The 25,384-nt window shown below is 41.7% G+C and carries 35 protein-coding genes; 30 read left to right on the plus strand and 5 right to left on the minus strand.

Going from position 1 to position 25,384, the window contains the following annotated elements; genetic code table 11:
- Window positions 1-4 precede the first annotated feature (4 nt).
- The 24 genes from rplV (at window position 5) to rplQ (ending at window position 12,762) form a co-directional block, all read left to right on the plus strand.
- Window positions 5-433, plus strand: a complete 429-nt coding sequence (rplV, locus tag DJ568_RS11510; protein WP_114005431.1) for a 50S ribosomal protein L22 — start codon at window positions 5-7, stop codon at window positions 431-433.
- A gap of 6 nt (window positions 434-439) precedes the next feature.
- Window positions 440-1,300 (plus strand): 30S ribosomal protein S3, encoded by an 861-nt coding sequence (rpsC, locus tag DJ568_RS11515; RefSeq protein WP_114005432.1) that lies wholly within the window; start codon window positions 440-442, stop codon window positions 1,298-1,300.
- A 47-nt stretch (window positions 1,301-1,347) separates the two neighbouring features.
- Entirely contained in the window at window positions 1,348-1,770 is a 423-nt protein-coding gene (gene rplP, locus DJ568_RS11520) for a 50S ribosomal protein L16 (protein ID WP_114005433.1), read from the plus strand.
- 139 nt (window positions 1,771-1,909) lie between these two features.
- Complete coding sequence (gene rpmC, locus DJ568_RS11525) at window positions 1,910-2,119, plus strand: 50S ribosomal protein L29 (RefSeq protein WP_114005434.1); 210 nt, start codon at window positions 1,910-1,912, stop codon at window positions 2,117-2,119.
- 19 nt (window positions 2,120-2,138) lie between these two features.
- On the plus strand, window positions 2,139-2,393 hold the full coding sequence (gene rpsQ / locus DJ568_RS11530) for a 30S ribosomal protein S17 (RefSeq protein ID WP_114005435.1): 255 nt from the start codon (window positions 2,139-2,141) through the stop codon (window positions 2,391-2,393).
- 1 nt (window position 2,394) lies between these two features.
- Window positions 2,395-2,763 carry a 50S ribosomal protein L14 gene (gene rplN, locus DJ568_RS11535; protein ID WP_114005436.1) on the plus strand — a complete coding sequence of 123 codons (369 nt, stop codon included), beginning with the start codon at window positions 2,395-2,397 and terminating at the stop codon, window positions 2,761-2,763.
- Window position 2,764: 1 nt separating this feature from the next.
- Window positions 2,765-3,109, plus strand: a complete 345-nt coding sequence (gene rplX / locus DJ568_RS11540) for a 50S ribosomal protein L24 (protein ID WP_114005437.1) — start codon at window positions 2,765-2,767, stop codon at window positions 3,107-3,109.
- Entirely contained in the window at window positions 3,109-3,672 is a 564-nt protein-coding gene (gene rplE / locus DJ568_RS11545; protein ID WP_114005438.1) for a 50S ribosomal protein L5, read from the plus strand. The genes rplX and rplE overlap by 1 nt, the downstream gene beginning before the upstream one ends.
- Window positions 3,665-3,934, plus strand: a complete 270-nt coding sequence (gene rpsN, locus DJ568_RS11550; protein WP_114005439.1) for a 30S ribosomal protein S14 — start codon at window positions 3,665-3,667, stop codon at window positions 3,932-3,934. The genes rplE and rpsN overlap by 8 nt, the downstream gene beginning before the upstream one ends.
- Before the next feature lie 154 nt (window positions 3,935-4,088).
- The gene (gene rpsH / locus DJ568_RS11555) at window positions 4,089-4,487 is read left to right on the plus strand and encodes a 30S ribosomal protein S8 (RefSeq protein WP_114005440.1); all 399 of its coding nucleotides are present in this window, start codon (window positions 4,089-4,091) and stop codon (window positions 4,485-4,487) included.
- 17 nt (window positions 4,488-4,504) lie between these two features.
- On the plus strand, window positions 4,505-5,062 hold the full coding sequence (rplF, locus tag DJ568_RS11560) for a 50S ribosomal protein L6 (RefSeq protein WP_114005441.1): 558 nt from the start codon (window positions 4,505-4,507) through the stop codon (window positions 5,060-5,062).
- Between the two features lie 5 nt (window positions 5,063-5,067).
- Entirely contained in the window at window positions 5,068-5,421 is a 354-nt protein-coding gene (gene rplR / locus DJ568_RS11565) for a 50S ribosomal protein L18 (protein ID WP_114005442.1), read from the plus strand.
- 12 nt (window positions 5,422-5,433) lie between these two features.
- The gene (gene rpsE, locus DJ568_RS11570) at window positions 5,434-5,952 is read left to right on the plus strand and encodes a 30S ribosomal protein S5 (protein ID WP_114005443.1); all 519 of its coding nucleotides are present in this window, start codon (window positions 5,434-5,436) and stop codon (window positions 5,950-5,952) included.
- 5 nt (window positions 5,953-5,957) lie between these two features.
- Entirely contained in the window at window positions 5,958-6,137 is a 180-nt protein-coding gene (gene rpmD, locus DJ568_RS11575) for a 50S ribosomal protein L30 (RefSeq protein ID WP_114005444.1), read from the plus strand.
- A gap of 4 nt (window positions 6,138-6,141) precedes the next feature.
- Window positions 6,142-6,588 carry a 50S ribosomal protein L15 gene (rplO, locus tag DJ568_RS11580; protein ID WP_114005445.1) on the plus strand — a complete coding sequence of 149 codons (447 nt, stop codon included), beginning with the start codon at window positions 6,142-6,144 and terminating at the stop codon, window positions 6,586-6,588.
- A 6-nt stretch (window positions 6,589-6,594) separates the two neighbouring features.
- Window positions 6,595-7,938 carry a preprotein translocase subunit SecY gene (gene secY / locus DJ568_RS11585; RefSeq protein ID WP_114005446.1) on the plus strand — a complete coding sequence of 448 codons (1,344 nt, stop codon included), beginning with the start codon at window positions 6,595-6,597 and terminating at the stop codon, window positions 7,936-7,938.
- Window positions 7,939-7,942: 4 nt separating this feature from the next.
- On the plus strand, window positions 7,943-8,734 hold the full coding sequence (gene map, locus DJ568_RS11590; RefSeq protein WP_114005447.1) for a type I methionyl aminopeptidase: 792 nt from the start codon (window positions 7,943-7,945) through the stop codon (window positions 8,732-8,734).
- A gap of 64 nt (window positions 8,735-8,798) precedes the next feature.
- Window positions 8,799-9,017 (plus strand): translation initiation factor IF-1, encoded by a 219-nt coding sequence (gene infA / locus DJ568_RS11595; RefSeq protein WP_022833270.1) that lies wholly within the window; start codon window positions 8,799-8,801, stop codon window positions 9,015-9,017.
- Between the two features lie 11 nt (window positions 9,018-9,028).
- Window positions 9,029-9,145: a type B 50S ribosomal protein L36 gene (gene ykgO / locus DJ568_RS11600; RefSeq protein WP_022833269.1), complete on the plus strand. Its 117-nt coding sequence runs from the start codon at window positions 9,029-9,031 to the stop codon at window positions 9,143-9,145.
- A gap of 71 nt (window positions 9,146-9,216) precedes the next feature.
- Window positions 9,217-9,594, plus strand: coding sequence for a 30S ribosomal protein S13 (rpsM, locus tag DJ568_RS11605; protein WP_114005448.1), 378 nt, complete (start codon window positions 9,217-9,219; stop codon window positions 9,592-9,594).
- A 136-nt stretch (window positions 9,595-9,730) separates the two neighbouring features.
- Complete coding sequence (gene rpsK / locus DJ568_RS11610) at window positions 9,731-10,120, plus strand: 30S ribosomal protein S11 (RefSeq protein ID WP_114005449.1); 390 nt, start codon at window positions 9,731-9,733, stop codon at window positions 10,118-10,120.
- 67 nt (window positions 10,121-10,187) lie between these two features.
- Complete coding sequence (gene rpsD / locus DJ568_RS11615; RefSeq protein WP_114005450.1) at window positions 10,188-10,796, plus strand: 30S ribosomal protein S4; 609 nt, start codon at window positions 10,188-10,190, stop codon at window positions 10,794-10,796.
- A gap of 177 nt (window positions 10,797-10,973) precedes the next feature.
- Complete coding sequence (locus DJ568_RS11620) at window positions 10,974-11,966, plus strand: DNA-directed RNA polymerase subunit alpha (RefSeq protein WP_114005451.1); 993 nt, start codon at window positions 10,974-10,976, stop codon at window positions 11,964-11,966.
- A 166-nt stretch (window positions 11,967-12,132) separates the two neighbouring features.
- Window positions 12,133-12,762: a 50S ribosomal protein L17 gene (gene rplQ, locus DJ568_RS11625; RefSeq protein ID WP_114005452.1), complete on the plus strand. Its 630-nt coding sequence runs from the start codon at window positions 12,133-12,135 to the stop codon at window positions 12,760-12,762.
- A 96-nt stretch (window positions 12,763-12,858) separates the two neighbouring features.
- Here rplQ and DJ568_RS11630 read toward each other — a convergent pair whose 3' ends face one another.
- Window positions 12,859-13,383, minus strand: a complete 525-nt coding sequence (locus tag DJ568_RS11630; RefSeq protein ID WP_114005453.1) for a GNAT family N-acetyltransferase — start codon at window positions 13,381-13,383, stop codon at window positions 12,859-12,861.
- Between the two features lie 342 nt (window positions 13,384-13,725).
- Here DJ568_RS11630 and dnaK point away from each other — a divergent pair, with 342 nt between their 5' ends.
- Complete coding sequence (gene dnaK, locus DJ568_RS11635) at window positions 13,726-15,636, plus strand: molecular chaperone DnaK (protein ID WP_114005454.1); 1,911 nt, start codon at window positions 13,726-13,728, stop codon at window positions 15,634-15,636.
- A gap of 199 nt (window positions 15,637-15,835) precedes the next feature.
- Here the strand turns inward: dnaK and DJ568_RS11640 are convergent, their stop codons facing one another.
- Window positions 15,836-16,387, minus strand: a complete 552-nt coding sequence (locus tag DJ568_RS11640) for a DUF922 domain-containing protein (RefSeq protein ID WP_147238749.1) — start codon at window positions 16,385-16,387, stop codon at window positions 15,836-15,838.
- Window positions 16,388-16,615: 228 nt separating this feature from the next.
- On the opposite strand from DJ568_RS11640, the gene DJ568_RS11645 reads away from it, so the two are divergent.
- Complete coding sequence (locus DJ568_RS11645; protein WP_114005456.1) at window positions 16,616-16,804, plus strand: hypothetical protein; 189 nt, start codon at window positions 16,616-16,618, stop codon at window positions 16,802-16,804.
- On the opposite strand, the gene DJ568_RS11650 is transcribed toward DJ568_RS11645, so the two are convergent.
- From DJ568_RS11650 to DJ568_RS11660, 3 genes are all read right to left on the minus strand, one after another.
- Window positions 16,801-17,916: a CapA family protein gene (locus DJ568_RS11650; protein WP_114005457.1), complete on the minus strand. Its 1,116-nt coding sequence runs from the start codon at window positions 17,914-17,916 to the stop codon at window positions 16,801-16,803. The two genes, DJ568_RS11645 and DJ568_RS11650, sit on opposite strands and share 4 nt — an antisense overlap.
- 9 nt (window positions 17,917-17,925) lie before the next feature.
- Entirely contained in the window at window positions 17,926-19,104 is a 1,179-nt protein-coding gene (locus DJ568_RS11655; protein ID WP_114005458.1) for an acyltransferase family protein, read from the minus strand.
- A 102-nt stretch (window positions 19,105-19,206) separates the two neighbouring features.
- Window positions 19,207-19,779, minus strand: coding sequence for a C40 family peptidase (locus DJ568_RS11660; RefSeq protein ID WP_114005459.1), 573 nt, complete (start codon window positions 19,777-19,779; stop codon window positions 19,207-19,209).
- Between the two features lie 257 nt (window positions 19,780-20,036).
- Here DJ568_RS11660 and pdhA point away from each other — a divergent pair, with 257 nt between their 5' ends.
- The 4 genes from pdhA to DJ568_RS11680 all read left to right on the plus strand — a co-directional run bounded on the left by pdhA (window position 20,037) and on the right by DJ568_RS11680 (window position 25,372).
- On the plus strand, window positions 20,037-21,032 hold the full coding sequence (gene pdhA, locus DJ568_RS11665) for a pyruvate dehydrogenase (acetyl-transferring) E1 component subunit alpha (RefSeq protein WP_114005460.1): 996 nt from the start codon (window positions 20,037-20,039) through the stop codon (window positions 21,030-21,032).
- A 26-nt stretch (window positions 21,033-21,058) separates the two neighbouring features.
- On the plus strand, window positions 21,059-22,744 hold the full coding sequence (locus DJ568_RS11670) for a pyruvate dehydrogenase complex dihydrolipoamide acetyltransferase (RefSeq protein WP_114005461.1): 1,686 nt from the start codon (window positions 21,059-21,061) through the stop codon (window positions 22,742-22,744).
- A gap of 821 nt (window positions 22,745-23,565) precedes the next feature.
- Window positions 23,566-24,135: an RNA polymerase sigma factor gene (locus tag DJ568_RS11675; RefSeq protein ID WP_114005462.1), complete on the plus strand. Its 570-nt coding sequence runs from the start codon at window positions 23,566-23,568 to the stop codon at window positions 24,133-24,135.
- A complete protein-coding gene (locus DJ568_RS11680) occupies window positions 24,128-25,372 on the plus strand; it encodes an energy transducer TonB family protein (RefSeq protein ID WP_114005463.1) in 1,245 nt (414 codons plus the stop codon). Before DJ568_RS11675 ends, DJ568_RS11680 begins: the two co-directional genes overlap by 8 nt.
- The last annotated feature ends 12 nt before the right edge of the window (window positions 25,373-25,384 follow it).

The raw sequence follows: 25,384 nt of genomic DNA on the forward strand, positions 1-25,384 counted from the left end.
GGCAATGGAAGCAACAACAAAAATCAAAAAGTCTGTACTGATCAGGCAACAAAAAGAGGCTGCTAAGGCTGAACAAGGAGGCGCTTCTGTTGCTAAGTTACAGAACTGTCCTACTTCACCACGCAAGATGCGTTTGGTGGTTGACTTAATACGCGGCGAAAACGTTGAGAAAGCGTTGTATATATTAAAATATACTAATAAAGAAGCTGCAATACGCGTTGAAAAACTTTTGTTATCAGCTATAAAAAACTGGGAAGCAAAAAATGAAGGTAAACGTGTTGAAGAGAGCGGCTTGTTTGTAAAAGAAGTTTCAGTAGGCGGAGGCCGTCAATTAAAAAGACTTCGCCCTGCTCCGCAAGGAAGGGGATACCGTATACGTAAACGCTCAAACCACGTAACCCTTATTGTGGATAGTAAAAACGATAACAACTAATTTGAAATGGGACAAAAAGCACATCCAATAGGTAATAGGTTAGGCATCATCAGAGGCTGGGATTCTAACTGGTTCGGTGGAAACAACTACTCCGACAAATTAGTTGAGGACGAAAAAATCCGCAAATATTTATCAGCGCGTATCAACAAGGGCGGCGTATCAAAAGTAGTTATCGAGCGTACTTTGAAACGTATAACTGTAACCATCCACACTGCCCGTCCGGGTATTGTAATTGGTAAAGGTGGCCAGGAAGTTGACAAGATAAAAGAAGAGTTGAAAAAACTGACTAAAAAGGAAGTACAAATCAACATTTTTGAAATAAAACGCCCTGAGCTTGACGCACAATTGGTTGCCGAAGGCATAGCAAAACAACTTGAAGCACGTATCTCTTTCCGTCGTGCCATGAAAACCACTATCGCAGCAACCATGAGGATGGGTGCCGAAGGTATCAAGGTAATGACATCTGGCCGTTTAGGCGGTGCTGAGATGGCACGTTCAGAGCAATATAAAGAAGGACGTATACCACTGCACACTTTCCGTGCTGATATCGACTACGCTTTAGCTGAAGCTTTAACTACCTATGGTAAAATAGGTGTTAAGGTATGGATATGCAAAGGCGAAGTTTACGGAAAGCGCGACTTGTCACCAAACATTGGTGGTACCAGCAGCGCAAGCGGTAAAGGCGGACGCCCTGAAGGTGAAAGATCGCAGTTTGGCGGTCGTGATAGCCGTGGCGAACGTGGCGGCGAGCGCAGAGACAGCAGGGGTGGCGGTAATAACCGTGGCCCGGGCGGTAACCGCGGCGGCCAGGGTGGCAATCGTGGCGGACAAGGCGGCGGCAATCGTCCCGGCGGTCCAAGGAGATAATTAACAAAGTCGAGACAGACATCGTTTAGATATAAAAGCTTAAAAAAATGCTACAGCCAAAAAGAACGAAGTTCAGAAAGATGCAAAAAGGCAGGATGAAAGGTTTAGCCACCCGTGGTGCTGAGCTTTCATTCGGATCTTTCGGTATAAAATCACTGGAGCCGGCCTGGATAACCAGCCGCCAGATAGAGGCAGCCCGTATTGCTGTTACACGTTTTATGAAACGTGAAGGACAGGTATGGATCAGGATATTTCCTGATAAGCCGGTAACTAAAAAGCCTGCAGAGGTACGTATGGGTAAAGGTAAAGGTGCGCCTGAATACTGGGTAGCGGTTGTACGCCCCGGAAGGATCATTTTTGAAGCAGAAGGCGTTCCGCTGGAAATTGCTAAAGAAGCCTTACGCCTAGCAGCACAAAAATTGCCTGTACAAACAAGATTTATAGTACGTAGAGATTACGTAGAGGCATAAACAAAACGTGGTAGCTGCAGGTGGTAAACAACTTAGTTGAATACCTGCAGTGTTATTATAAACATTGTAAGTTGAAGGGTTGTGAGTTACTACTACAATTTTCAACTCACGGCTTACAGCAATACAACAATTTATAACAATGAAGAACTCAGAAATTTTAGAGCTTTCGACCGAGGAATTGGTTGCAAAGATCAGCGAGGAAAGAACTAACCTCACTAAACTGAAATTTGCACACGCGGTATCGGCCATTGAAAATCCAACCCGTATCACTAAAGTGCGTAAGGATATCGCTCGTTTAAATACTGAATTAACAAAGCGTAAAGCGGCGTCAGCTTCGGAAACTAATTAATTTTTAAGCGTCGATTAAAATGGAAAGAAATTTAAGAAAAACACGTACCGGCCTGGTAGTAAGCAATAAGATGCAAAAATCTATTGTAGTTGCTGTAGAGCGTAAGGTAAAGCACCCTATCTACGGTAAATTCGTTAAAAAAACTACCAAGTTTATGGCTCATGACGAAACAAATACCGCAGGTATTGGCGATACTGTATTGATTATGGAAACCCGCCCACTGAGCAAAAGTAAAAACTGGAGATTAGTTGAAATTTTAGAAAGGGCTAAATAACATGGTACAACAGGAATCAAGATTAAATGTAGCCGATAACAGCGGTGCTAAAGAAGTTTTAGTGATCCGCGTATTAGGTGGTACCGGTAAAAGATATGCCTCAATTGGTGATAAAATTGTTGTTACCGTTAAAAGCGCTATACCGGCAGGTAACGTTAAAAAAGGCACTGTATCAAAAGCCGTAGTAGTTAGAACTAAAAAAGAGATCCGCCGTAAAGACGGTTCATATATCCGTTTCGACGATAACGCAGCTGTTTTGTTAAATAATCAGGACGAACCAAGAGGTACCCGTATCTTTGGCCCGGTTGCAAGAGAACTGCGCGAGAAACAATTTATGAAAATTGTATCATTAGCACCGGAGGTATTGTAACATGGCATTAAGTAAAAAAGTAGAAGCCGGGAAAATTAAACTTCGCAAAGGCGACCTGGTAAAAGTTATAGCCGGTGATTCAAAAGGATCGCAAGGCAAAATAGTTGAAGTTATAAAAGCAACTAACAGGGCTGTAGTTGAAGGTGCTAATATGGTATCAAAACACACTAAGCCTAATGCCGCTAACCCAAATGGTGGTATTGTAAAAAAAGAAGCTGCTATACATATTTCAAACTTGGCGCTGGTTGACCCTAAATCAGGCAATACCACCCGCGTTGGCCGCAAGCTTAACGATAAAGGTAAGTTAGTAAGGGTAGCAAAAAAATCAGGGGAGGAAATTAAATAATGTCTTACACACCGAGATTAAAATCAAAATACAGGGACGAAATTCGCACCGCACTGAAAGAGAAATTTCAGTACAAAAGCGTAATGCAGGTTCCTAAGCTTGAAAAAATTGCTATCAACCAGGGTGTTGGTGGTGCTACTACCGATAAAAAACTTATCGAAAACACAATTACTGAACTTACTACCATTACCGGTCAGCAAGCAGTAGCTTCAAAATCTAAAAAGGATATCTCAAACTTTAAATTGCGTAAGCAAATGCCGATAGGTGTGCGCGTTACATTACGTGATAACAATATGTATGAGTTTCTGGATCGTTTGGTTGCTGTGGCATTACCGCGTATCCGCGATTTCAAAGGCATTAATGATAAAGGTTTTGACGGCCGCGGTAACTATACCCTGGGTATAACCGAGCAAATCATCTTCCCTGAAATCAATATCGATAAGATTAATAAAATTCAGGGTATGGATATTACCTTTGTAACCTCAGCTACCAACGATGTTGAAGCATTGGAGTTACTGAAACAATTTGGATTACCATTTAAAAACCAAAATAATAATGGCTAAAGAAGGTGTAAAGGCACGTGAAGTTAAACGCGCCAAGTTAGTAGTTAAGTATGCCGATAAAAGGGCTGCTTTAAAAGAAGCAGGTGATTACGCAGCTTTAGATAAATTACCTAAAGCATCGTCACCCGTTAAATTGCACAACCGTTGCAAATTAACAGGCCGTCCGCGTGGTTACATGCGCCAGTTTGGCATTTCTCGTGTTACATTCCGCGAAATGGCACTGGCCGGGCAAATACCGGGAGTTAAGAAAGCAAGCTGGTAAACAAGTTAATATCAAGTATCTAGTAGCAAGTATCTAGACCTTATGAGCAAAACTTGATACTTGATACTCACTACTTGGTACTAAATAATAAAAATTAACCGATGGAAGGTCGTTGCCGGGATGGCAAAGGAAACCACCATCATAAACAACAATAATGAATACAGATCCAATCGCAGATTATCTTACAAGAGTAAGGAATGCTATTAAAGCCAACCATAGGGTTGTTGAAATTCCTGCATCAAATCTGAAGAAGGAAATCACGAAAGTGCTTTTCGACAAAGGTTACATTGCTAACTACAAGTTTGAAGAAGCTGGTGTACAAGGCACTATTAAAGTGGCTTTAAAATACCACCCGATAACTAAAATTCCTGCTATCCGCAGCATTTCACGTATTAGTAAACCAGGTTTGAGGAAATACGCAGGTACGGCTAGCATGCCGCGTGTATTAAATGGTTTAGGTATCGCCATCCTGTCAACTTCAAAAGGTGTAATGACCGATAAAGAAGCCCGTCAGCAAAATGTAGGTGGCGAAGTATTATGCTACGTTTATTAATAGGAGGAAATTAAGCAATGTCAAGAGTAGGAAAAGCACCTATAGCATTAGCCAGTGGCGTAACAGTTACCGTATCGGCAGATAACGTGGTAACTGTAAAAGGCCCTAAAGGCGAATTGCAGCAGGCAGTTGATACAGATATCACTGTTGAGCAGGAAGGCGACCAGTTAATGGTTAAACGCCCTTCAGACCAAAAGCGTCATAAAGCGCTGCACGGTTTATACCGCGCGCTAATTAATAACATGGTTGTTGGCGTAACAGAAGGTTACAAAGTTGAGCAGGAGTTAGTAGGTGTGGGTTACCGTGCCACCAACGCCGGCAATACGCTGGATCTTGTGCTGGGTTACTCACACCACTATGTGTTTGAGTTACCGAAAGAAATTAAAGTTTCAACAACTGCTGAAAAGGGTAAAAACCCTACCATTATACTTGAGTCGATAGACAAACAGTTAATTGGTCAGGTAGCTGCAAAAATACGTTCGCTGCGTGCGCCGGAGCCTTACAAAGGTAAAGGTATTAAGTTTGTTGGCGAAGTGTTGAGAAGAAAAGCAGGTAAATCAGCATCTAAAAAATAATCGTCATGGCAGGTAAATTATCAAGAAGAGACAGAATAAAAAGAGGAATCAGGAAACGTATTTCAGGTTCTTCAGCGCGTCCGCGCTTGTCAGTGTACAGAAGCAACAAAGGTATTTACGCTCAGATCATTGACGATGTAACCGGTAAAACTCTTGTGTCAGCATCATCTTTATCAAAAGATTTTAGTGCAACAAACGGCACCAAGTCTGACCAATCAGTAGCCGTTGGCAAGCTGGTAGCTGAAAAAGCTATCGCTGCAGGTATTAAAGATGTGGTTTTTGACCGGAATGGTTACTTGTACCATGGCCGTGTTAAATCGCTGGCTGATGGTGCACGTGAAGGTGGTTTAAACTTTTAATCGAAACGAGAGATGTCAACAATCAACATAAAAAGAGTAAAAACAAGCGAGATCGAATTAAAAGATCGCTTGGTAAGCATACAACGTGTAGCCAAAGTAACTAAAGGCGGCCGTACTTTCAGCTTTAGTGCCATTGTGGTAGTGGGCGACGAGAATGGTGTTGTAGGTTACGGTTTAGGTAAAGCTAAAGAGGTTACCGAAGCTATTGCCAAAGGCATTGATGATGCTAAAAAGAATTTGGTGAAAGTGCCTATTATAAACGGTACTGTTCCACATGAGCAAATAGGTAAGTTTTCAGGCGGTTTTGTGTTTATCAAACCTGCTGCAAATGGTACAGGTGTAATTGCAGGCGGTGCGATGCGTGCCGTGTTGGAGAGCGCCGGGGTACATAACGTATTGGCGAAATCAAAAGGTTCATCAAACCCGCATAACGTGGTTAAAGCAACTGTATCGGCGTTAGCACAACTGCGCGATGCACATACAGTAGCTCAGCACCGTGGCGTAAATTTAGGTAAAGTATTTAACGGATAATCATCATGGCAAAAATCAAAATAACCCAGATTAAAAGCGTGATCGATAGGACTGAGCGCCAGAAAAAGACCATTGAAGCATTGGGCTTAAAAAAGATCAACCATAGCGTAGAAGTTGAAGCTACTCCGGCTATCATCGGTATGGTAAGAAAAGTTAATCATTTGGTAGCAATAGAAAGCATATAATATCATGAATTTAAGTAATCTAAAACCGGCAGCAGGTTCTACCAAAACCAGGAAAAGAATTGGCCGTGGTACAGGTTCAGGCCGTGGTGGCACATCAACACGCGGCCACAAAGGAGCCGGTTCACGCTCAGGTACAAGCACAAAAGTTGGTTTTGAAGGTGGCCAGATGCCATTACAGCGTCGTGTACCTAAGGTGGGCTTTAAAAACCCTAACCGTGTGGAGTATGTAGGTGTAAACCTTGATGTTCTGCAGAAATTAACTGAACAGTACTCAATTGCTACAATTGACCTTGCTACGTTAAAAGAACATGGTTTAGTTTCAAAAAACGACCTGGTGAAAATATTAGGCCGTGGCGAACTGAAAGCCAAACTAGAAGTTAGTGCTCATGCATTTACTGCTACTGCGCAAAAAGCAATTGAAGCAGCAGGCGGTACCATCGTAAAGCTGTAAATTTCAATGAAGAAATTATTCACCACATTATCCAATATCTGGAAAATTGAAGATCTAAGAGTGCGTATAACTAACACACTCTTATTTCTTTTGATATACCGTATAGGTTCGTTTGTAGTATTACCGGGTGTTAATGCCGCCCAAATAAGCAGCGAAACCAATAAAGAAGGTTTGCTTGGATTGCTAAATATGTTTGCGGGTGGTTCATTCTCACGCTCATCAATTTTTGCATTAGGGGTGATGCCTTACATTTCGGCTTCGATAGTTGTACAGTTATTGGGTATAGCAGTGCCTTACTTTGCCAAGCTGCAAAAGGAGGGCGAAAGCGGCCGTAACAAAATTAACCAGTGGACGAGGTACCTTACCATAGGTATTACTGTTTTACAGGCTATTGGCTATTTGCGTTCACAAATAACTGAACCGGGCTCAAAAATTATTGATGAGCCGATGTTTACTATTGTTAACACTTTTGTGCTTACAGCCGGAACCTTATTTGTAATGTGGTTGGGCGAGAAGATCACTGATAAAGGTATAGGTAATGGTATATCGCTTATTATCATGGTGGGTATTATTGCCACTTTGCCAAGCGCATTTGGTAATGAGTTTAACAACCGTGTAAACAGCGGCGGCCTGATAACTTTTATAGTTGAGATTGTAGCGCTGATACTGGTGGTGATGTTTACAATATTAATTGTACAGGGTACACGAAAGATAGCGGTGCAATACGCCAAACGCATAGTTGGCAACAAACAGTACGGTGGCGTGCGCCAGTATATACCGTTAAAGGTTAATGCTGCAGGTGTTATGCCTATCATCTTCGCGCAGGCGCTGATGTTTATACCGGCTACTATACCGCAGTTTTTCCCTAACCTGTCAACCAACAGCGTGCTGATGGCCCTGGTTGATTATAACTCCTGGGCGCACAACCTGTTGTTTGCAGTACTTATTATACTATTCACTTATTTCTATACAGCTATTACGGTTAACCCTAACCAAATGGCTGATGATATGAAAAAGAATGGCGGCTTTATCCCGGGTGTTAAACCAGGTAAAACTACAGCAGATTATATCGATGATGTAATTTCCAAGATAACCTTGCCTGGTTCTATATTCCTGGCTATTATAGCCATTATACCGGCTTTAGCGGCAACAGTAGGCGTAAGCGGACCTTTCTCTCGTTTCTTCGGTGGTACGTCATTAATCATCCTGGTAGGTGTTGTATTAGATACTTTGCAGCAGATAGAAAGCCATTTATTAATGCGTCATTACGATGGATTGATGAAAACCGGGCGTATTAAAGGCCGCTCGGCGGTGCCGGCAGCAACAGGAACTGTACCTCCGGCAATATAAGCACATGCCTAAGATACACTACAAGTCGGCGGAAGAAATTGAGCTGATAAGGCAGAGTTCTTTATTGGTTTCCAAAACGCTTGCAGAAGTAGCTAAAGTAATAGGACCGGGCGTAACAACGCTTGAACTAAACCGCCTGGCCGAAACCTTTATAAGGGACAACGGCGGGGTACCTGCTTTTTTAAATTATAACGGCTTTCCGTTTTCATTATGCATATCGCCTAATGACCAAGTAGTTCATGGTTTTCCAAGCACTACTGAATTGGTAGACGGCGACATTATTTCGGTTGACTGTGGTGTTATACTGAATAAGTACTACGGCGATTCGGCTTTTACCTTTGCTATTGGTGAAATAAGCGAAACAGCCAAAACCCTTCTGCGGGTTACCCGCGAGTGTTTAGATAAAGGCATAGAAAAAGCTGTAGCCGGTTTGCGTATAGGTGATATCGCGTATGCGGTACAGGAGCATGCCGAGAAGCATAACTTCGGTATAGTAAAAGAGCTGGTTGGACATGGCGTAGGCTTGCAGCTGCATGAAAAGCCTGAGGTACCCAATTACGGCAAACGCGGGTCAGGTGTAAAACTTGAAGAAGGCATGGTGATAGCGATTGAACCAATGATAAATGCTGGCCGTGCCGGTATCAAATTTTGGGATGACGGCTGGACAGTGTCCACTATCGACGGAAAACCATCTGCGCATTTTGAGCATACGGTGGCTGTGAAAAAGGGGAAAGCTGATGTGCTTTCAACTTTTTCGTACATAGATGATGTTTTAAAAGAAAAAACTAAAAATTAAAATAATTTTATTAATTTTGCATCCCGCTTTTAAGGCTGGATAATAAGGTAATAATCAATAAAATATGGCGAAACAATCTTCGATTGAGCAGGACGGTACAATTAGAGAGGCATTGTCAAATGCAATGTTTAGGGTTGAGCTGGAGAATGGTCATGAGATTATAGCGCATATATCGGGTAAAATGCGCATGCATTATATCAAAATTTTACCTGGCGACAGGGTTAAGCTTGAGATGAGCCCGTATGATTTAACCAAAGGAAGAATAACTTATAGATATAAATAATATACAGAGCGATGAAAGTTAGAGCATCCATTAAAAAGCGCAGCGCTGATTGCAAAATCATCCGCCGTAACGGGAAACTTTACGTTATAAACAAAAAGAACCCAAAATTTAAACAACGTCAGGGTTAATAACAAAATATGGTGGTAATTGTACAACGGTAGCCGCCGTTCGGTTATTACCAGAAAATTAAACTACAAATATGGCAAGGATTTCAGGTATTGATTTACCAAAGAACAAAAGAGGAGAGATCGGACTTACTTACATTTATGGTATCGGCCGTTCAACTGCAACTGAAATATTAAATCAGGCAGGTATTGATGTAAATGTAAAGGTACAGGATTGGACCGATGAGCAACTAACCGCTATCCGTAACATTATCAATGATCAGATAAAGGTTGAGGGCGCCCTGCGTTCAGAAGTGCAGCTTAACATCAAGCGCTTAATGGATATTGGTTGCTACCGTGGTACACGTCATCGTAAAGGTTTACCATTACGCGGTCAGCGCACCAAAAACAACTCACGTACCCGTAAAGGAAAACGTAAAACTGTTGCTAACAAGAAAAAAGCTACTAAGTAATAAGTGATTAATGATTGCCTGAGCAGAGACAAGTTGAGGCCGCCAATCATTAGGAATATATCAATAAAGTAAAAAATAGTTAATGGGTCCGGGTTATTTATTAATCCAATAATTCACTAACTTAAATATCAAAAAAATGGCTAAAGCTAAAAAAGTTACCAAAAAGCGCGTTGTTGTTGTGGACGCTGTAGGCGAAGCACACATCAATGCTACCTTTAACAACATTATCATTACCCTTACCAATAAAAGCGGACAGGCTGTATCATGGTCTTCTGCTGGTAAAATGGGTTTTAAAGGTTCAAAAAAGAATACACCTTATGCTGCCGGTCAGGCTGCTGCCGACTGCGGTAAAGTGGCTTATGATTTAGGCTTACGCAAGGTAGAGGTATTTGTTAAAGGTCCAGGTGCAGGCCGTGAGTCAGCTATCCGTACTTTACAAACTACCGGTATTGAGGTAACTACTATAAAAGATATTACACCGCTTCCACACAACGGTTGCCGTCCTTCAAAAAGGAGAAGAGTTTAATTAACCCGATTTTTAAAGCTAAGATTCAGCAGCTGCGGGCTGCTTGATACTTTAAAACAACAACAAAATGGCCAGATACACAGGACCAAAATCCAAAATTGCACGCCGTTTCCGTGAGCCAATCTTCGGTCCGGATAAAGCGTTAGAAAGAAAAAATTATCCTCCGGGCATGCACGGTGCCTCAAAAAGAAGAGGAAAGCAATCTGAGTATTCAACTCAGTTACAGGAGAAACAAAAAGTTAAATACACTTATGGTGTGTTAGAACGTCAGTTTGAAAACCTGTTTCACCGCGCTTCAGCTAAAGAAGGTATAACCGGTGAAAACCTGCTTAAATTTTTAGAGGCGCGTTTAGATAACGCTGTTTACCGTTTAGGTATAGCGCCTACCCGTTCAGGCGCACGCCAATTGGTAGGTCACAAACATATCACTGTTAATGGCGAAGTAGTAAATATTGCTTCTTACGCATTAAAAGCAGGCGATGTGATTGCCGTACGCGAAAAATCAAAATCACTGGAAGCCATTACCAATTCGGTAGCTGGCCGCAGGATTAACAAGTACAGCTGGTTAGAGTGGGATGCTGCTAACTTAACAGGCAAGTTCCTTAACTATCCAAACCGCGATGAGATACCTGAGAATATCAAGGAAAACCTTATCGTCGAGTTGTACTCTAAATAAGATATGAGATTTTAGATATGAGATTAAGACAGAAGTCAAAATCTCATATCTCATTTTATACAATAGATAAATAGAGGGTTTAAGATATAACCTATGCAGAAGCGGAGACAAAGAGGTCTCACATCTCATATCTCATATCTCAGATCTAAATAAATTAACAATAAATAAAGGATATAAATGGCAATTTTAGCATTTCAAAAACCGGATAAGGTTATCATGCAAAAATCAACTGATTTTGACGGTACGTTTGAATTTCGTCCGTTAGAACCAGGCTTCGGTGTAACCATAGGTAATGCTCTGCGTCGTATATTACTTTCATCGTTAGAAGGTTATGCTATCACTTCTGTTCGTTTATCAGGGGTTACGCATGAGTTTTCTACAATAAAAGGTGTTGTTGAAGATGTTACCGAAATTATATTGAATTTAAAACAAGTTCGTTTCAAAAAGACCGGTGATTCTGGCGACAGCGAAAAAATATTTGTGATTATCAACGGCCAGGATACTTTTACTGCCGGCGATATCACTAAATTCTCCAACAACTTTACTGTTTTGAACCCTGATTTGGTTTTAGCCAATATGGATTCATCAGTTACACTTGAAGTTGAACTTACTATTGCCAAAGGCCGTGGTTACATTCCTAGCGAAGAAAATAAGAACCCGGATGCCAACGTAGGTGTAATAGCTATCGATTCAATTTTTACGCCTATAAAGAACGTAAAGTATACTATCGAGAACTATCGTGTTGAACAAAAAACCGACTACGAAAAACTGGTACTTGATATTGCTACTGACGGTTCAATCCACCCTGAAGATGCATTAAAAGAGGCTGCTAAGATTTTGATCCAGCACTTTATGTTGTTCAGCGACGAAAACATGATGCTTGAAGCTCAGGCCAAAGAGGAAACTAAAGAAGTTGATGAGGAAATACTGCATATGCGCAAGATACTTAAAACTGAATTAGTTGATCTTGATCTGTCGGTACGTGCACTCAACTGCCTAAAAGCGGCTGACATCCGTAGCCTGGCTGACCTTGTATCTTATGACGTAGCTGATATGCTTAAATTCAGGAACTTTGGTAAAAAGTCATTAACTGAAATTCAGGACCTGGTTAAATCAAAAGGCTTGTCTTTCGGTATGAACCTGTCAAAGTTTAAATTAGACGAGGAATAATTTTCTTTTAGAGTTTAGGATCAAGACTTAAGAACCAAGCAGAGGATATCTTGAATCTTGATTCTTAACTCTTGATTCCATTAATAAATAACAATAAAAAGCGTAATTCCGAGGGCTTGACGGCGACGCCGCCCAACGGTATGCACGTGCCACTAACAAAAAAACAATGAGACACGGAAAAAAAGTAAATCACTTAGGCCGTACAGACAGCCATCGCAAAGCGATGATGAGCAACATGGCCGCTTCACTTATCCTTCACAAACGTATTACCACAACATTAGCTAAAGCAAAAGCTTTACGTGTATATGTTGAGCCGTTGATAACAAAAGCAAAAAGCGATACCACGCATTCACGCCGTACAGTGTTTAGCTACCTGCAAAATAAAGATGCAGTTGGTATCCTGTTTCGCGAGATTGCTGAAAAAGTTGCTAACCGCCCGGGTGGTTATACCCGTATCATCAAATTAGAAAACCGTTTAGGTGATAACGCCGAGGTTGCTATAATTGAATTGGTGGACTACAATACAGTTTACGGCGCTGATGCTGCACCTGCCGCTAAAAAATCAACACGTCGTCGTGGTGGTTCAGGCAAAGGCAAAGCTGAAGTTACCGCTGCTGCGCCAGCCGCTGCTGCTGATGTTACTCCTGCGGATGACGCGGTAGTAGTTGAAGAAGAAGCACCAAAAGCTGAAGCTGCTGTTGAAACAGAAGTTGCAGAAGCTCCTGTTGCTGAATCAACTGACGCCCCTGAATTAGCTTCTCCTGAAAAGGAAGAAAATGCTGAAAAAGGCGAGTAATCTGTATAGATGACATATTGAAAGCCCCACTGAAAGTGGGGCTTTTTTTGTGGAATCTATTTTACGTAACCCGAAGCGGGATATCAAGCAGAACATCTAACAACTTCGCCGCCGGTACTTCAACAATCCATCGTTTTTATAGAAACACGTGAAGTTGCATTTTTCCAGCACTTTTTGAGACGGTGTATTGTCTGTTGGTACATTAGCTATAATAGCTTTTGCGTCATCATGCGAGAAAAACCATTTAGTCATAGCTTGCAGCGCCTCGGCTGCATAGCCTTTTCGCTGCTGCTGCTCATCTATAACATAGCCGATTTCACTCTCGCCACGCTCATTAGGATATCCAGCAAAGCCAATTGCCCCAATGGATGTATTGGTTAACTTTAATATAACTTCCCAAGTTGTAAACCATTGGTATTTATTTGGATCGGCCAGTGTTTGAGGCAGCCAAAAGTTAAGCAGCGCATCCTGAAGCTCGGCTTTGTAAGTGGCCGATATTTGCATAGCTGATAAATTCAAACCAAGCCGGCGTTCCATTGCTGCACGGTCGGCTAAATATAATTTTAATAATTGATGTGTTAACGGAATTATCTTTAACCGTTCGGTTTTGATGGTATACATTTTAAATCGGAATTTTATAACAATTAAAACTTCAGTTTACTCAATCTGGAGTTAAACGATCTTCCCTGGGAAGATCAATGGTTATACAATTCCCGGCAACAAGACTTGCCTTAACAATTTTGAAAGTAACAGAGGCTATATTTTATCTTGCAATTATAATAATAATTTCAGAAGTGGTAGTTATATTCTGCCAACCTGTCACCATTTTTCGTCATTTCTCTGCCTGATTGTTATGGCTGATTTACCAATTAAGCAATGTTTTCTGCCATTTTTTAATTGGCACAACCCTTGTTAAACAGCTATTGTAAACAATAAATAATCAGAAAAAACAATCTATATACAATGTCTAAAATAATTGGAATCGACTTAGGGACAACAAACTCGTGTGTGGCTGTAATGGAAGGTAATGAGCCTGTAGTTATTGCCAACAGTGAGGGTAAACGCACTACCCCATCAGTAGTTGCTTTTGTTGACAACGGTGAACGTAAAGTGGGTGATCCGGCGAAGCGCCAGGCAATCACCAATCCTACAAAAACCATATCGTCTATTAAGCGCTTTATGGGTAACCAGTTTAACGAGGTTACTAAAGAAACCGAGCGCGTACCTTATAAAGTAGTAGGTGAGAATAACACCCCGCGCGTTGTTATTGACGACCGCAAGTATACTCCCCAGGAAATTTCAGCTATGACGCTTCAGAAAATGAAAAAGACTGCTGAGGATTTCTTAGGTCAGGAGGTGACTGAAGCTGTTATTACTGTACCGGCTTATTTTAATGATGCGCAACGCCAGGCTACTAAGGAAGCTGGTGAAATAGCAGGCTTAAAGGTGCGCCGTATTATAAACGAGCCGACTGCTGCTGCCCTTGCTTATGGATTAGATAAAGCGCACAAGGACATGAAAATTGCCGTATTTGACTGTGGTGGAGGTACGCATGACGTATCTATACTGGAGTTGGGCGATGGTGTTTTTGAAGTAAAATCAACTGATGGTGATACACACCTTGGCGGTGATGACTTTGACCAGGTAATTATTGATTGGCTGGCCGATGAGTTTAAAAGCGACGAGGGCGTTGATTTGCGTAAAGACCCAATGGCACTGCAACGTTTAAAAGAAGCGGCAGAGAAAGCTAAAATAGAGCTATCAAGCACAACGCAAACTGAAATTAACTTACCTTACATCACAGCTGCTGATGGCATGCCTAAGCACCTGGTAAAAACGTTAACACGTGCTAAGTTTGAGCAATTGGCCGACAGCCTGATCAAACGTACTATTGATCCTTGCAAAACTGCCTTAAAAAATGCAGGCTACAGTACTTCTGATATTGATGAAGTTATATTGGTAGGTGGTTCAACCCGTATACCCGCTATACAGGATGCAGTTCAAAAATTCTTTGGTAAGGCGCCTTCAAAAGGTGTTAATCCTGATGAAGTGGTAGCGATAGGAGCTGCTATACAAGGCGGCGTGTTAACCGGCGAGGTTAAAGATGTATTGTTGCTTGACGTTACCCCGCTATCTTTGGGTATTGAAACCATGGGCGGTGTAATGACCAAATTAATAGAGGCTAATACTACAATACCAACCAAGAAATCAGAAACTTTTTCAACCGCGTCTGATAACCAGCCGTCTGTTGAGATACACATTTTACAGGGCGAGCGTCCAATGGCACAGGCTAACCGTACCATAGGCCGTTTTCACCTGGATGGCATTCCGCCTGCACCACGCGGCGTACCACAAGTAGAAGTAACTTTTGATATTGACGCTAATGGTATCCTGCATGTATCTGCAAAAGACAAAGCTACCGGTAAAGAGCAAAAAATACGTATTGAGGCTTCTTCAGGTTTAACTGATGAGGAAATCAAGAAGATGAAAGCTGACGCTGAAGCAAATGCAGAAGCTGATAAAGCGGCTAAAGAAGAAGTTGAAAAACTTAACGGCGCCGACGCTCTTATTTTCTCGACAGAGAAGCAGTTGAAAGAATATGGCGATAAAATCCCTGCTGATAAAAAAGCCGCTATTGAGGAAGGTTTAACGAAATTGAAGGCAGCTTATGCTTCAAAAAACCTTGCCGATATAGAAGTTGCACAAAATGAACTTAACACAGCATGGACTGCCGCATCTGAAGATATGTATAAGGCTACTGCCGAAGCAGGCCAACCCGGCGCTGATGCCGGAGCCGGTCAACAAGGTCCTGCCGACAGTTCAGATACCGTAACTGATGTTGACTATGAGGAAGTAAAAGACGACAAAAAATAATAAGCAGTCGTTACATAAAAAAAACGCCCCGGCTTGAAAAAGTTGGGGCGTTCTTTTTTAGCTTAACCCAATTTAACTTCGTTGAATATTACATTTCATATTAAAGAAAGCCTAATAACATTAAAGGCCTTTTAAGAGGAAGAGCAACGAAACAAATTCTTATACCTTCGTGAGTGAATAAGTTTAAACGGTCTCTGTTTTAGTTACCTACCATTAAAGGTGGCATATTCTCCAGATACTTAGCTAAATATTTGTCCCAGCTGGCCTGCTGTACCCGATTTTGCATGTGGTCAGTCTCCCTTTCGTACGCCTTATTCAATTTTTGGTATTTAGCATCGATGCGGTCAAATATTTGCCGCGCTACAATGTTATAATCCCTGCCAAAGCGGGTACGCCCAAACGTGCGGAGCACTTCCTGTTGTTGTAAATAGGCTATGGCATAATGCCCTTGTTCGTGCTTTAAAACTTCAGCCAGCATTTCCGGCGACTTAATACGGCTTTTGTCAAGCCACGACAGGTGCTTGTTCATCACCATTGAAACATTGAAATCGAGCCGGAAAATACCCCGCTCGCGCTTAACAGTGTAGTCGTAGCTGATGCTGCAATTTGTGTATGCAACAGCGGCAAAATTCATTTTCCTGGGCGTGCCCTGAAAGTCTTCAGTAGTAAGTATTCTGTAAGTTTGGGCATACGAGGTAGTGGCGGCAAGCAGCAATAGTACTACTATCGCTCTAAGACATTTAAAAATCATTGGGCACTTCTATTTGTTTTTTTGACCCAGGGGAGTTATAAAAGTTTAACGTTTATTTACAGTGCCCTATTTTACAGTCAAAAACCATACAAGCAACAATTAATTTTAACCCGACTATTATAACAAAACGTAGTTGTTGAAGCTGTTTGTAATATTATTTACGTGAAAATAATATTTATATAAGTATTGGTGTGTTATTTGTTTTGCTAACAACATTAACAAAAACCTATGAATCAGAAACGTACTTTCGGAACCATACTAACTATACTGGGTATAGTAGGGTTAATTTACACAGGTGTAAGCGTAATACAAAAAAGTGGTGACGTAACAACAATGGTAGTGATCGGCGTAATAGCTATCATCTTCTTTTTTACTGGCATTAGTCTGGTGCGTAACACCAAGGACGAAGCTGCTTAATTAACAGGCGTTACCAGGCCGTTATCGTCAATATGCAGACCCGACTGAGGGAAATCTGTTTCGGTCAAAAATTTCATTCGCTTTATAACCCTTTTGGTTGTATCGCGCTTCAAACCTCCGGGGTGAGTTTGTTGAGTGGCAATAATTTTCGCGCTTATAAACTCACCCTTTTTATTGACGTTTATTTTTAACAGCGGTGCAATTCCGCATAAGCCGGTTACGTTTATGCCACGATAGGTGCAAAAGTTGCCCAGGCTGTATGCTATCAGCCGATTCTTATATCTTTCTACAGCCCTGGTAAGATGCGGGCCATGCCCGAGCACAAGGTCGGCACCGGCGTCAACAGCATTGTGTGCAAATGCATGCACGTCGCCGCGGTTCTCTCCGTTGTATGATTCGGTTTTAAAAGGCACGTGCTCAAACTCAGTGCCTTCACCTCCGCCATGGAATGAAACTATGACTATATCGGTTTGTTGTTTTAATTCGCCGATAATACGCGATGCGTTTTTGAGATCTAAAAAAGGCACGGTATTACTATTAGGTGAGAAAGCGCTAAACCCGATTACGATATCTTTAACATTGATTATAGCAGTAGGATGGCTGCGGAGACCAGCGTATCTTATACCTGCCGAATCAAGCATCTTCATAGTACTTGCGCGCCCCGCGCCTGCAAAGTCACCAATATGATTGTTGGCGATACTAAGCAAGTCAAACCCCGCGTCTTTTAACAACCACACGTATTTTTGGGGCATGCGGAACATGTACGCTTTGCTTTTTTGATGCAATTTATAATGTGCTGCTGCGCCGGTATCAAGCAATACGCCTTCCAAATTTCCAAAGGTTAAGTCTGCGTTCTTTAAATCATCCATCACCGCGTTAAAACTACGTTTGCCGCCATCGGGTGGTAAGGTGCTTGCATTTGGGTACGAGGTGCCGAGCATGATATCACCAACGGCGGCAATAACGATAGAATCTTCTCTTAAAGATTTTACGGTTACAACTTGCGAAGCAAGGCTATCGGTGGCATCTTCATTTTTAGTCGTATTTCCGCCAGGCTGGCATGCACATAAAACCGCACATAATAGTCCTATAATTAATTTACTTACGCTCATCAGGCTGTATTATGTTTTATGTTTTTGCAGGCGTTTACGCAGATAAGTTTGCATAGGCAGTTCAAAATGGCTGTAGCATAATAAACTTATAACAATCAATGCAACGAAAAACCCGGTAAGGGCATACGCAGTATTAAAAATGTCGTTATTTATTCCCAGCTTGTTAACAATATATATTAATACCAGCTGCAGCGGGAAATGCAATAAATAGGATGAGTAACTGATATGGCCTATAAAAGCAAACTTTTTACCTACCGGGCCTTTAGCGGTTTCAAGCAATACTATGAACAACAATAAAGCTGGTAAAATTAGCGCACGTACAAATAAATTAATACCCTTATTTATCCAGTATAGGTTTTGGATAGTTATACCCCGTGTTTTAAAATAACTTATTATGAAGCCTTCTAGAAAATGATATTTAGCATTAAATATCATTAACATTACTAAAAGCATTGCCGCAATAGCGGCAATCCTGAGGTATAATACAAGCTTCCCATGCGTTATAATATGCAGATAAAAATGATATAACAAACCGCCTGCAAAAAATGCAAACACTCCGCGTCCTAGTGGCGAATAATAAGCCTGTATAACAATTCCGGCTAGCATCAGTAATGCCACTACAAACTTCTTATTCAACCTAAAAAAGCATAGTAAAAAAAACAAAAGATATAAAAATATCTCAACGGAAATAGACCAGTTAGGCCCGTTAAACGACGGCTCTTTTTCAAAGCCCCAACTGTTAATTAAAAAGAGGTTTAATACGAAATGATAGCCGTCATTACAAAAATATACCAGGTAATGTCCCAGGTCTGAGTAAATAGCCACTTGTAAAATCAGCACAAGCAACAGTGTAGCGAAGTGCAAAGGGTATAATCGCGAAAATCTTAAATTAAAAAAAGTACGGGGAGAAACTTTCCCTGCAACGATGTTTTGAGCATACAGAAAAAAGAATACAAACCCGGATATTAGGAAGAACAAATCTACTGCTACATCGCCCGCATTGTAGAATATGTAAAAAACATCATAAAGAGGCTGATTGCTATGATCAAACGTTGCCAGGGCTTCTTTATCCGTTGTAAAGAATTTTTCCCAGTGATACATGACCACCGAAAGCGCGGCCAATCCGCGTAGGATATCTAAAAAGAAAAAATATTTAGGAAGCGCAGGCCCGGTCTTCGCGGTATTCATTAATCAGGGTTCTCGGCGTCAAAATACTAAAAGCGGGTTTGAAAGCAAGAGGCAAAGTGGTAACCTTTTTAGCGAGAGTAAATACCGAAATATAGTACGGGATTATTCTGAAACAACTTCGCCGCCATCTTCAAGCTGTTGCTGATATTCAGCCATTAAACGACCGCCTTTATAAAAGTAACGGTTATAGTAACCTTCTTCAAGATTTGAGATAGCTACCCCTTTGTTTGATGCGTGGGCAAAACGGCCATTACCTAAATAAACACCTACGTGTGAAATACTGCGGCTGCGTATTTTAAAGAATACCAGGTCGCCCTCTTTCAATTCATCCTTACGCACAGGGCTAACCATGCTGAAAATATCGCGTGAGCTGCGTTTGATAGTAAGGTTAAAAACTTTAGCGTAAATCTCTTTGGTAAATCCTGAACAATCAATGCCTCTGCGTGAGCTACCGCCAAAACGGTATGGTGTGCCCACCCATTCGTGCACAAATTCAAAAAGTTTTAAATTAGACGTAGCTGATAAAGCCACACCCATTATTTGCGAGAGATACGTTTTGGCTAAACTTTCCTGGTCGTCACTATTATCAGTTGTGGCAGATGGTATGCTTTTTGTTTGAGCCTGAACGCTTGCCGCGCTGATAAGTAGGGCAATAGCAATAATAAAATTCCTCATTTAATCCTTTGTTTTGTTGCCTTAGGGGTTCAACAAATTGTTTATTAAACAGTACAATGTGTCTATTGTTAGATACAAAGCTATTTAAACAATTCAATAATGCAAATTTAAACGTAACTTTTTTGAAAAAGTTGCAGGCAAGCGTTATCTAAACGGTTAGTAATTATTATAGTAACAATTGCAATGTATTTCCATAATTTAAAGGATATAATTAGATTTGCGGTTCCTATTTTAAAATTGGTTCTTTTAAATAAAAAATGAGTTCAATCGAAATAACAAAAGACACGTACCTGATGTGGTACGAAGCGATGCAGCTGATGCGCAAGTTTGAGGAGAAATCAGGTCAGCTTTATGGTCAGCAAAAAATAAGGGGCTTTTGCCACTTATACATCGGTCAGGAAGCAGTTTTAGCCGGCGCGATGTCGGTGATACGGCATGAGGATAGTATGATAACTGCTTATCGCGACCATGCGCACGCTTTGGCTAAAGGCACTTCGCCTAATGCTGTAATGGCTGAACTTTATGGTAAAGCAACCGGGTGCTCAAAAGGCAAAGGCGGCTCTATGCATATGTTTGATAAAGAGAATCATTTTTACGGGGGCCACGGCATAGTAGGGGGCCAGATCCCACTGGGTGCAGGCGTAGCCTTTGCCGAAAAGTATAAAGGCACCGATAATGTTAATATTGCTTATATGGGTGATGGCGCGGTACGCCAGGGCGCTTTAAATGAAACCTTTAATATGGCAGCGTTATGGAAACTGCCTGTAATATTTGTTTGTGAAAACAATGGTTACGCTATGGGTACTTCAGTAGCGCGAACCACTATACAACCTGATATATATAAATTGGGCTTGCCATATGGCATCCCATCATCAGCTGTTGACGGTATGGATCCTGTTGCTGTACACAACGCTATGGACGAAGCAGTCCAACGTGCGCGAGCGGGCGAAGGACCGACCTTTTTAGAAATGCGTACTTACAGGTACAAAGGACACTCAATGTCTGATCCGCAGAAGTACCGTACTAAAGAAGAGCTGGAAAGTTATAAAGCTAAAGATCCGATAGAAGTAGTGAAGAAGGCTATCATTGAAAAAGGGTATGCCGATGAAAAATGGATTGAAGAAATAGACGCTAAGATTAAAGGGATTGTTGATGAGTCGGTTAAGTTTGCCGAAGAATCGCCATGGCCGGAAGCATCAGAGTTATATACTGATGTTTATGTGCAAAAAGATTATCCTTACATATTAGACTAACCCCATTACATATATCTATAAAAAATATGGCTGAAGTAGTTAAAATGCCCAAAATGAGCGATACCATGACAGAAGGGGTATTGGCAAAATGGCATAAAAAAGTTGGCGACCAGGTAAAATCGGGCGATGTGTTGGCTGAAGTTGAAACTGATAAAGCCACAATGGATTTCGAATCATTCCAGGACGGCACGTTATTATATATAGGCGTTGAAGAGGGTAAAGCGGTACCTGTTGATGCTGTTATAGCAGTTTTAGGTAAAGAGGGTGAAGATTACAAAGCTGCTTTAGAAGCCGACGGCGGAAGTGGTGAAAAGGTTGAGGATAAACCTGCTGAAGATAGAAAGCCGGCTGCGCCTGTTGAGGCAAAGGCGGACAAAAAAGAGGAAAAGAAAACTGAAGAAAAGCCTAAGGTTGATACATCAAGCATTCCTGCTGCGGTAATACGTATGCCGTTGCTTAGCGATACGATGACTGAGGGTGTTATCAATAAATGGAATTTTAAAGTAGGTGATAAAGTAAAATCTGATGACTCGCTGGCCGATGTGGAAACTGATAAAGCTACCATGGAAGTAGTGGGTTACGAGGAAGGTACTTTATTATATATAGGTGTTAAAGAGGGCGAAGCCGCTCCTGTAAATGGTATTATAGCTATTGTTGGTAAAGAAGGCACAGATGTAACCCCGTTATTAGATGCTGAGAACGGTGGTAGTAGTGATGCGCCCACTGCTGACAAAAACGAAGAGAAAGCTGAAGCCGCACCTGCTAACGAAGAAACAAAAGAAGCTCCTGAAGGCAAATCATCCCCGGCAGATGACAGCCGTGTAAAAGCATCGCCATTAGCACGTAAGATTGCCAAAGATAAAGGCATTAATCTTAACGATGTAAAAGGCACTGCCGAAGGTGGCCGTATTGTTAAAAAAGATATTGAAGGTTTCACGCCATCTACTAAAGAAGTACAGGAGGCTGCGAAAGCTGAAGAGAAGGCTTCTGCAGCACCGGCGAAAGCCTCAGTGCCAACCTTTGTTGGCGAAGAGAAATTTACAGAGAAACCGGTTACTCAAATGCGCAAGGTTATTGCTAAGCGTTTAAGTGAAAGCCTGTTTACTGCGCCGCATTTTTACGTAACCATGTCTATAGACATGGATGCCGCTATTGCAGCGCGCGCCAAAATGAATGATATAGCACCTGTTAAAATATCGTTTAATGATCTGGTGCTTAAAGCAACTGCAGTGGCTTTAAAACAGCATCCTGTAATAAACTCATCATGGCAGGGCGATAAAATACGCTTTAATGAGCATGTTAACATTGGCGTAGCTGTAGCTGTTGATGAAGGTTTATTGGTGCCTGTAGTGCGTTTTGCCGATGGTAAATCATTAAGCCAGATTTCTGCAGAGGTAAAAGATTTTGCTAAAAAGGCGAAAGATAAAAAGCTACAGCCATCTGACTGGGAAGGGTCAACCTTTACAATATCAAACCTTGGTATGTTTGGCGTAGACGAGTTTACAGCTATCATTAATACACCAGACTCATGCATACTCGCTGTTAGCGGTATACAGGCTGTTCCGGTTGTTAAAAATGGCGCTGTTGTACCGGGTAATATCATGAAAGTTACTTTGAGTGCAGATCACCGTACAGTTGACGGTGCCTCGGCGGCGGCGTTCCTGCAAACACTCAAATCACTGCTGGAAGAGCCGGTAAGGATTTTAATATAATCCGATAGAAAATAGATTTAAAATTATTAAAGCGATGGAGGCTACTCTATCGCTTTTTTATTATTGAGGTATTAAAATAATAATCCGAGTTTGCGCACATAACATTGGTGCCATTGTAACACAATAAAAAAACAGGACGTGAAACCTCGCGTTCACGTCCTGTACTAACCAATCTATTTATAAAAAACAACCAACAATTTATAAGGAACATCAAAGGGGCATATTTTGATAAAGCCACTCTCTAACCTTTCCGTTAACCACTCAATTACTAACCTGCCTGTTCTAATAGTATAAAGCTGGGTCGATAGTGTCATTAAACTCCTGTACAGTGGTAAGTATACAATACCTCTTATCAAAAATATTAAGTTAAAAGCCCGACGGGTTTAAGGCATCGGTTTTTTTAAAAAAAGCAACAATTAGCGTCGACGTAAAGGAGAGAGAAATAACTTCTCTCTCCCCTCAACACTCATAATTTTGCGATAAGTTTAGGTATAGGTTTCTTAATAATTCACTTTAAATAACTGCCTGCGCGGAACAAGCCACTCTCTGCTAACACTTAACAAGGAGTTCTACCATTTCCTTGTCACCTTACTCACAATCCTCTCTTTTTATAGCAGAGAGGGTGTCCCACGCAGGCAGGGGGTTAGCCCTGCCCCCTGCTGTTTATTAGCCCCGGCATTTTTCGCCCGGCTCTTAACACAGGGTACACCAACAATAATAAAGCATCATTAGCCACTCCTATTATTACTGATTTATACATAGGATGCACCAAAAAGCATATTTCCATAAACCATTTAAAAAAATTATTTTGTGGCCGTTAAATGAAGTTTTTTGATCGTACAATAAATCCTGACGAAGCGGATGATGATATGCTGCTGAACAGCTATCGCACGGGCGCCGACCTTGCGGTACTGGGCCGGTTGTACGAGAAATATGTTCCGCTTGTATATGGCGTTTGTTTAAAATATTTAAAGGACGAAGAACAAGCGAAGGATGCCGTAATGGGCATATTTGAGGAATTGGTTTCGAAGGCAAAACAGCATGAAATAAAGCAATTTAGGGGTTGGCTCTATGTGCTCGCGCGCAACTATTGCCTGATGCAATTACGCGCCGGAAAAAAAATGGAAATGGTAGAATTGGATGAAGTTATGGAAAATACTACTTTTTTGCATCCTGATAGTACATACAGCGAAGAACACTTAAAAGTGTTGCAACGGTGTATGGAAAAGCTACCTGTTAAACAAAAAGAAAGCGTTGATCTGTTTTACTTACAGGAGAAATGCTACAAGGAAATTGCTGATGCCACCGGGCATACATTAAACGAAATAAAAAGTTATATACAGAATGGCAAACGTAATTTGAAGATTTGCCTGCAAAAAAATAGTGAGTAAGCCGACAGACATATCGAAGCAGATAGGCAAGTACCTCAAAGGTGAACTTGATGGCCGCGCCATGCACCGCCTTGAGCGGCAGGCCCAGGACGACCCTTTTATAATGGACGCGCTGGATGGGTACGCTGTGGCGGGGAGTAGTCAACAGGTTAACTTAGCCGAACTGGGTACGCGTTTACAGCAAAGGGTTCAACTGCCACCTGCCCGCATTGTTCGATGGCGTAACCTTTCCATCGCGGCGTCATTGGTGGCGGCGTTGCTGGTTATTGCGGGTATATGGGTAGCAACTGATAAGCGGGAAAAGGAACAGAAAACACTGGCACAAAAAGCAGAAAGCGAAATACTGCAGCCACAGCAGCTCCCGCCGGCTAGTGACAGCGCAACTGAGCCGGTTACAGACCAGGATAACGTAGTTGCACAAGAACCTCTGATAGCGGCTCGAAGACCGGGAAGTGCCCGTGGTACGGCCAATATGAAGGTAGCTGTTATAGCTGATGCTAATGCTAATGCCGGCGCCGGTTATAATAAGTTGCCTGACAGTGTAGCATCGCTGGAAGAGCTGATTGTGCTGAATTATGATAAAGCCGTAAGGCAGGATGACAAATCACCGGGCGCGATTGATAGTGCCAACATGGCCATGCCGGGCCGATCTGTTGCGGCGGCACAACAACACGCCGCAGAAAGGGCGATGGAATCTGAAACGAAGACGTCTAAAATGCTATCAGGCGTTATAACCGGGGCGGGTGGCCCTTTGCCAGGCGCAAGAGTACGATTAAAAGGGACAGATATTACTTCAGTAACGGATATCAGAGGGCGGTTCAGTCTGCCCGCCGATCCTCCTAAAAGCTTGGTGCTGGATGTAGACATGATAGGGTACCTTAACAAACAGGTAAAGGTTAATACTAAAGATTCTGTAGTAATAGCCATGAAGCCTAAGCAGGTGATTGGCGGAGGTGTAATAACAGGTTACGGTGAAGCGCAATGCTGCTGGGACGTTTATGAAAAGTATTTAAAAGATAATGCTGTATCACCTGATGGTAAAGCAGGCGTGGTTAAGCTGACTTTCAAAGTTAATCCTGATAATTCGTTAAGTGATTTTAAAATACTTAAGGGTTTAAGCGAAGCCACGGATAGTAAAGCCATTGAAATAATTAAAAATGGACCACCCTGGGTGCATGATCCAAGCGGTAAACCACAAAAGGTTACTCTCCGCATAAAATTTGTTGCTTCAAAATAACTGGTGGCGTAA

Source organism: Mucilaginibacter hurinus (assembly GCF_003324525.1).
In the GTDB taxonomy this organism is placed as follows: Bacteria; Bacteroidota; Bacteroidia; order Sphingobacteriales; family Sphingobacteriaceae; genus Mucilaginibacter; species Mucilaginibacter hurinus.

Coding starts and splice junctions, on each gene's coding strand:
- rplX (WP_114005437.1), top strand. CDS start 2,765: ATGGCATTAAGTAAAAAAGTAGAAGCCGGGAAAATTAAACTTCGCAAA.
- DJ568_RS11645 (WP_114005456.1), top strand. CDS start 16,616: ATGAATCAGAAACGTACTTTCGGAACCATACTAACTATACTGGGTATA.
- rpmD (WP_114005444.1), top strand. CDS start 5,958: ATGGCAAAAATCAAAATAACCCAGATTAAAAGCGTGATCGATAGGACT.
- rplR (WP_114005442.1), top strand. CDS start 5,068: ATGGCAGGTAAATTATCAAGAAGAGACAGAATAAAAAGAGGAATCAGG.
- DJ568_RS11670 (WP_114005461.1), top strand. CDS start 21,059: ATGGCTGAAGTAGTTAAAATGCCCAAAATGAGCGATACCATGACAGAA.
- rplF (WP_114005441.1), top strand. CDS start 4,505: ATGTCAAGAGTAGGAAAAGCACCTATAGCATTAGCCAGTGGCGTAACA.
- DJ568_RS11640 (WP_147238749.1), bottom strand. CDS start 16,387: ATGATTTTTAAATGTCTTAGAGCGATAGTAGTACTATTGCTGCTTGCC.
- rplN (WP_114005436.1), top strand. CDS start 2,395: ATGGTACAACAGGAATCAAGATTAAATGTAGCCGATAACAGCGGTGCT.
- rplQ (WP_114005452.1), top strand. CDS start 12,133: ATGAGACACGGAAAAAAAGTAAATCACTTAGGCCGTACAGACAGCCAT.
- map (WP_114005447.1), top strand. CDS start 7,943: ATGCCTAAGATACACTACAAGTCGGCGGAAGAAATTGAGCTGATAAGG.
- infA (WP_022833270.1), top strand. CDS start 8,799: ATGGCGAAACAATCTTCGATTGAGCAGGACGGTACAATTAGAGAGGCA.
- rplP (WP_114005433.1), top strand. CDS start 1,348: ATGCTACAGCCAAAAAGAACGAAGTTCAGAAAGATGCAAAAAGGCAGG.
- rpmC (WP_114005434.1), top strand. CDS start 1,910: ATGAAGAACTCAGAAATTTTAGAGCTTTCGACCGAGGAATTGGTTGCA.
- DJ568_RS11650 (WP_114005457.1), bottom strand. CDS start 17,916: ATGAGCGTAAGTAAATTAATTATAGGACTATTATGTGCGGTTTTATGT.
- ykgO (WP_022833269.1), top strand. CDS start 9,029: ATGAAAGTTAGAGCATCCATTAAAAAGCGCAGCGCTGATTGCAAAATC.
- rpsE (WP_114005443.1), top strand. CDS start 5,434: ATGTCAACAATCAACATAAAAAGAGTAAAAACAAGCGAGATCGAATTA.
- rpsK (WP_114005449.1), top strand. CDS start 9,731: ATGGCTAAAGCTAAAAAAGTTACCAAAAAGCGCGTTGTTGTTGTGGAC.
- DJ568_RS11660 (WP_114005459.1), bottom strand. CDS start 19,779: ATGAGGAATTTTATTATTGCTATTGCCCTACTTATCAGCGCGGCAAGC.
- DJ568_RS11655 (WP_114005458.1), bottom strand. CDS start 19,104: ATGAATACCGCGAAGACCGGGCCTGCGCTTCCTAAATATTTTTTCTTT.
- rpsH (WP_114005440.1), top strand. CDS start 4,089: ATGAATACAGATCCAATCGCAGATTATCTTACAAGAGTAAGGAATGCT.
- DJ568_RS11620 (WP_114005451.1), top strand. CDS start 10,974: ATGGCAATTTTAGCATTTCAAAAACCGGATAAGGTTATCATGCAAAAA.
- pdhA (WP_114005460.1), top strand. CDS start 20,037: ATGAGTTCAATCGAAATAACAAAAGACACGTACCTGATGTGGTACGAA.
- DJ568_RS11630 (WP_114005453.1), bottom strand. CDS start 13,383: ATGTATACCATCAAAACCGAACGGTTAAAGATAATTCCGTTAACACAT.
- rpsC (WP_114005432.1), top strand. CDS start 440: ATGGGACAAAAAGCACATCCAATAGGTAATAGGTTAGGCATCATCAGA.
- rpsD (WP_114005450.1), top strand. CDS start 10,188: ATGGCCAGATACACAGGACCAAAATCCAAAATTGCACGCCGTTTCCGT.
- rplV (WP_114005431.1), top strand. CDS start 5: ATGGAAGCAACAACAAAAATCAAAAAGTCTGTACTGATCAGGCAACAA.
- rplO (WP_114005445.1), top strand. CDS start 6,142: ATGAATTTAAGTAATCTAAAACCGGCAGCAGGTTCTACCAAAACCAGG.
- rpsN (WP_114005439.1), top strand. CDS start 3,665: ATGGCTAAAGAAGGTGTAAAGGCACGTGAAGTTAAACGCGCCAAGTTA.
- rpsQ (WP_114005435.1), top strand. CDS start 2,139: ATGGAAAGAAATTTAAGAAAAACACGTACCGGCCTGGTAGTAAGCAAT.
- dnaK (WP_114005454.1), top strand. CDS start 13,726: ATGTCTAAAATAATTGGAATCGACTTAGGGACAACAAACTCGTGTGTG.
- rplE (WP_114005438.1), top strand. CDS start 3,109: ATGTCTTACACACCGAGATTAAAATCAAAATACAGGGACGAAATTCGC.
- rpsM (WP_114005448.1), top strand. CDS start 9,217: ATGGCAAGGATTTCAGGTATTGATTTACCAAAGAACAAAAGAGGAGAG.
- DJ568_RS11675 (WP_114005462.1), top strand. CDS start 23,566: ATGAAGTTTTTTGATCGTACAATAAATCCTGACGAAGCGGATGATGAT.
- secY (WP_114005446.1), top strand. CDS start 6,595: ATGAAGAAATTATTCACCACATTATCCAATATCTGGAAAATTGAAGAT.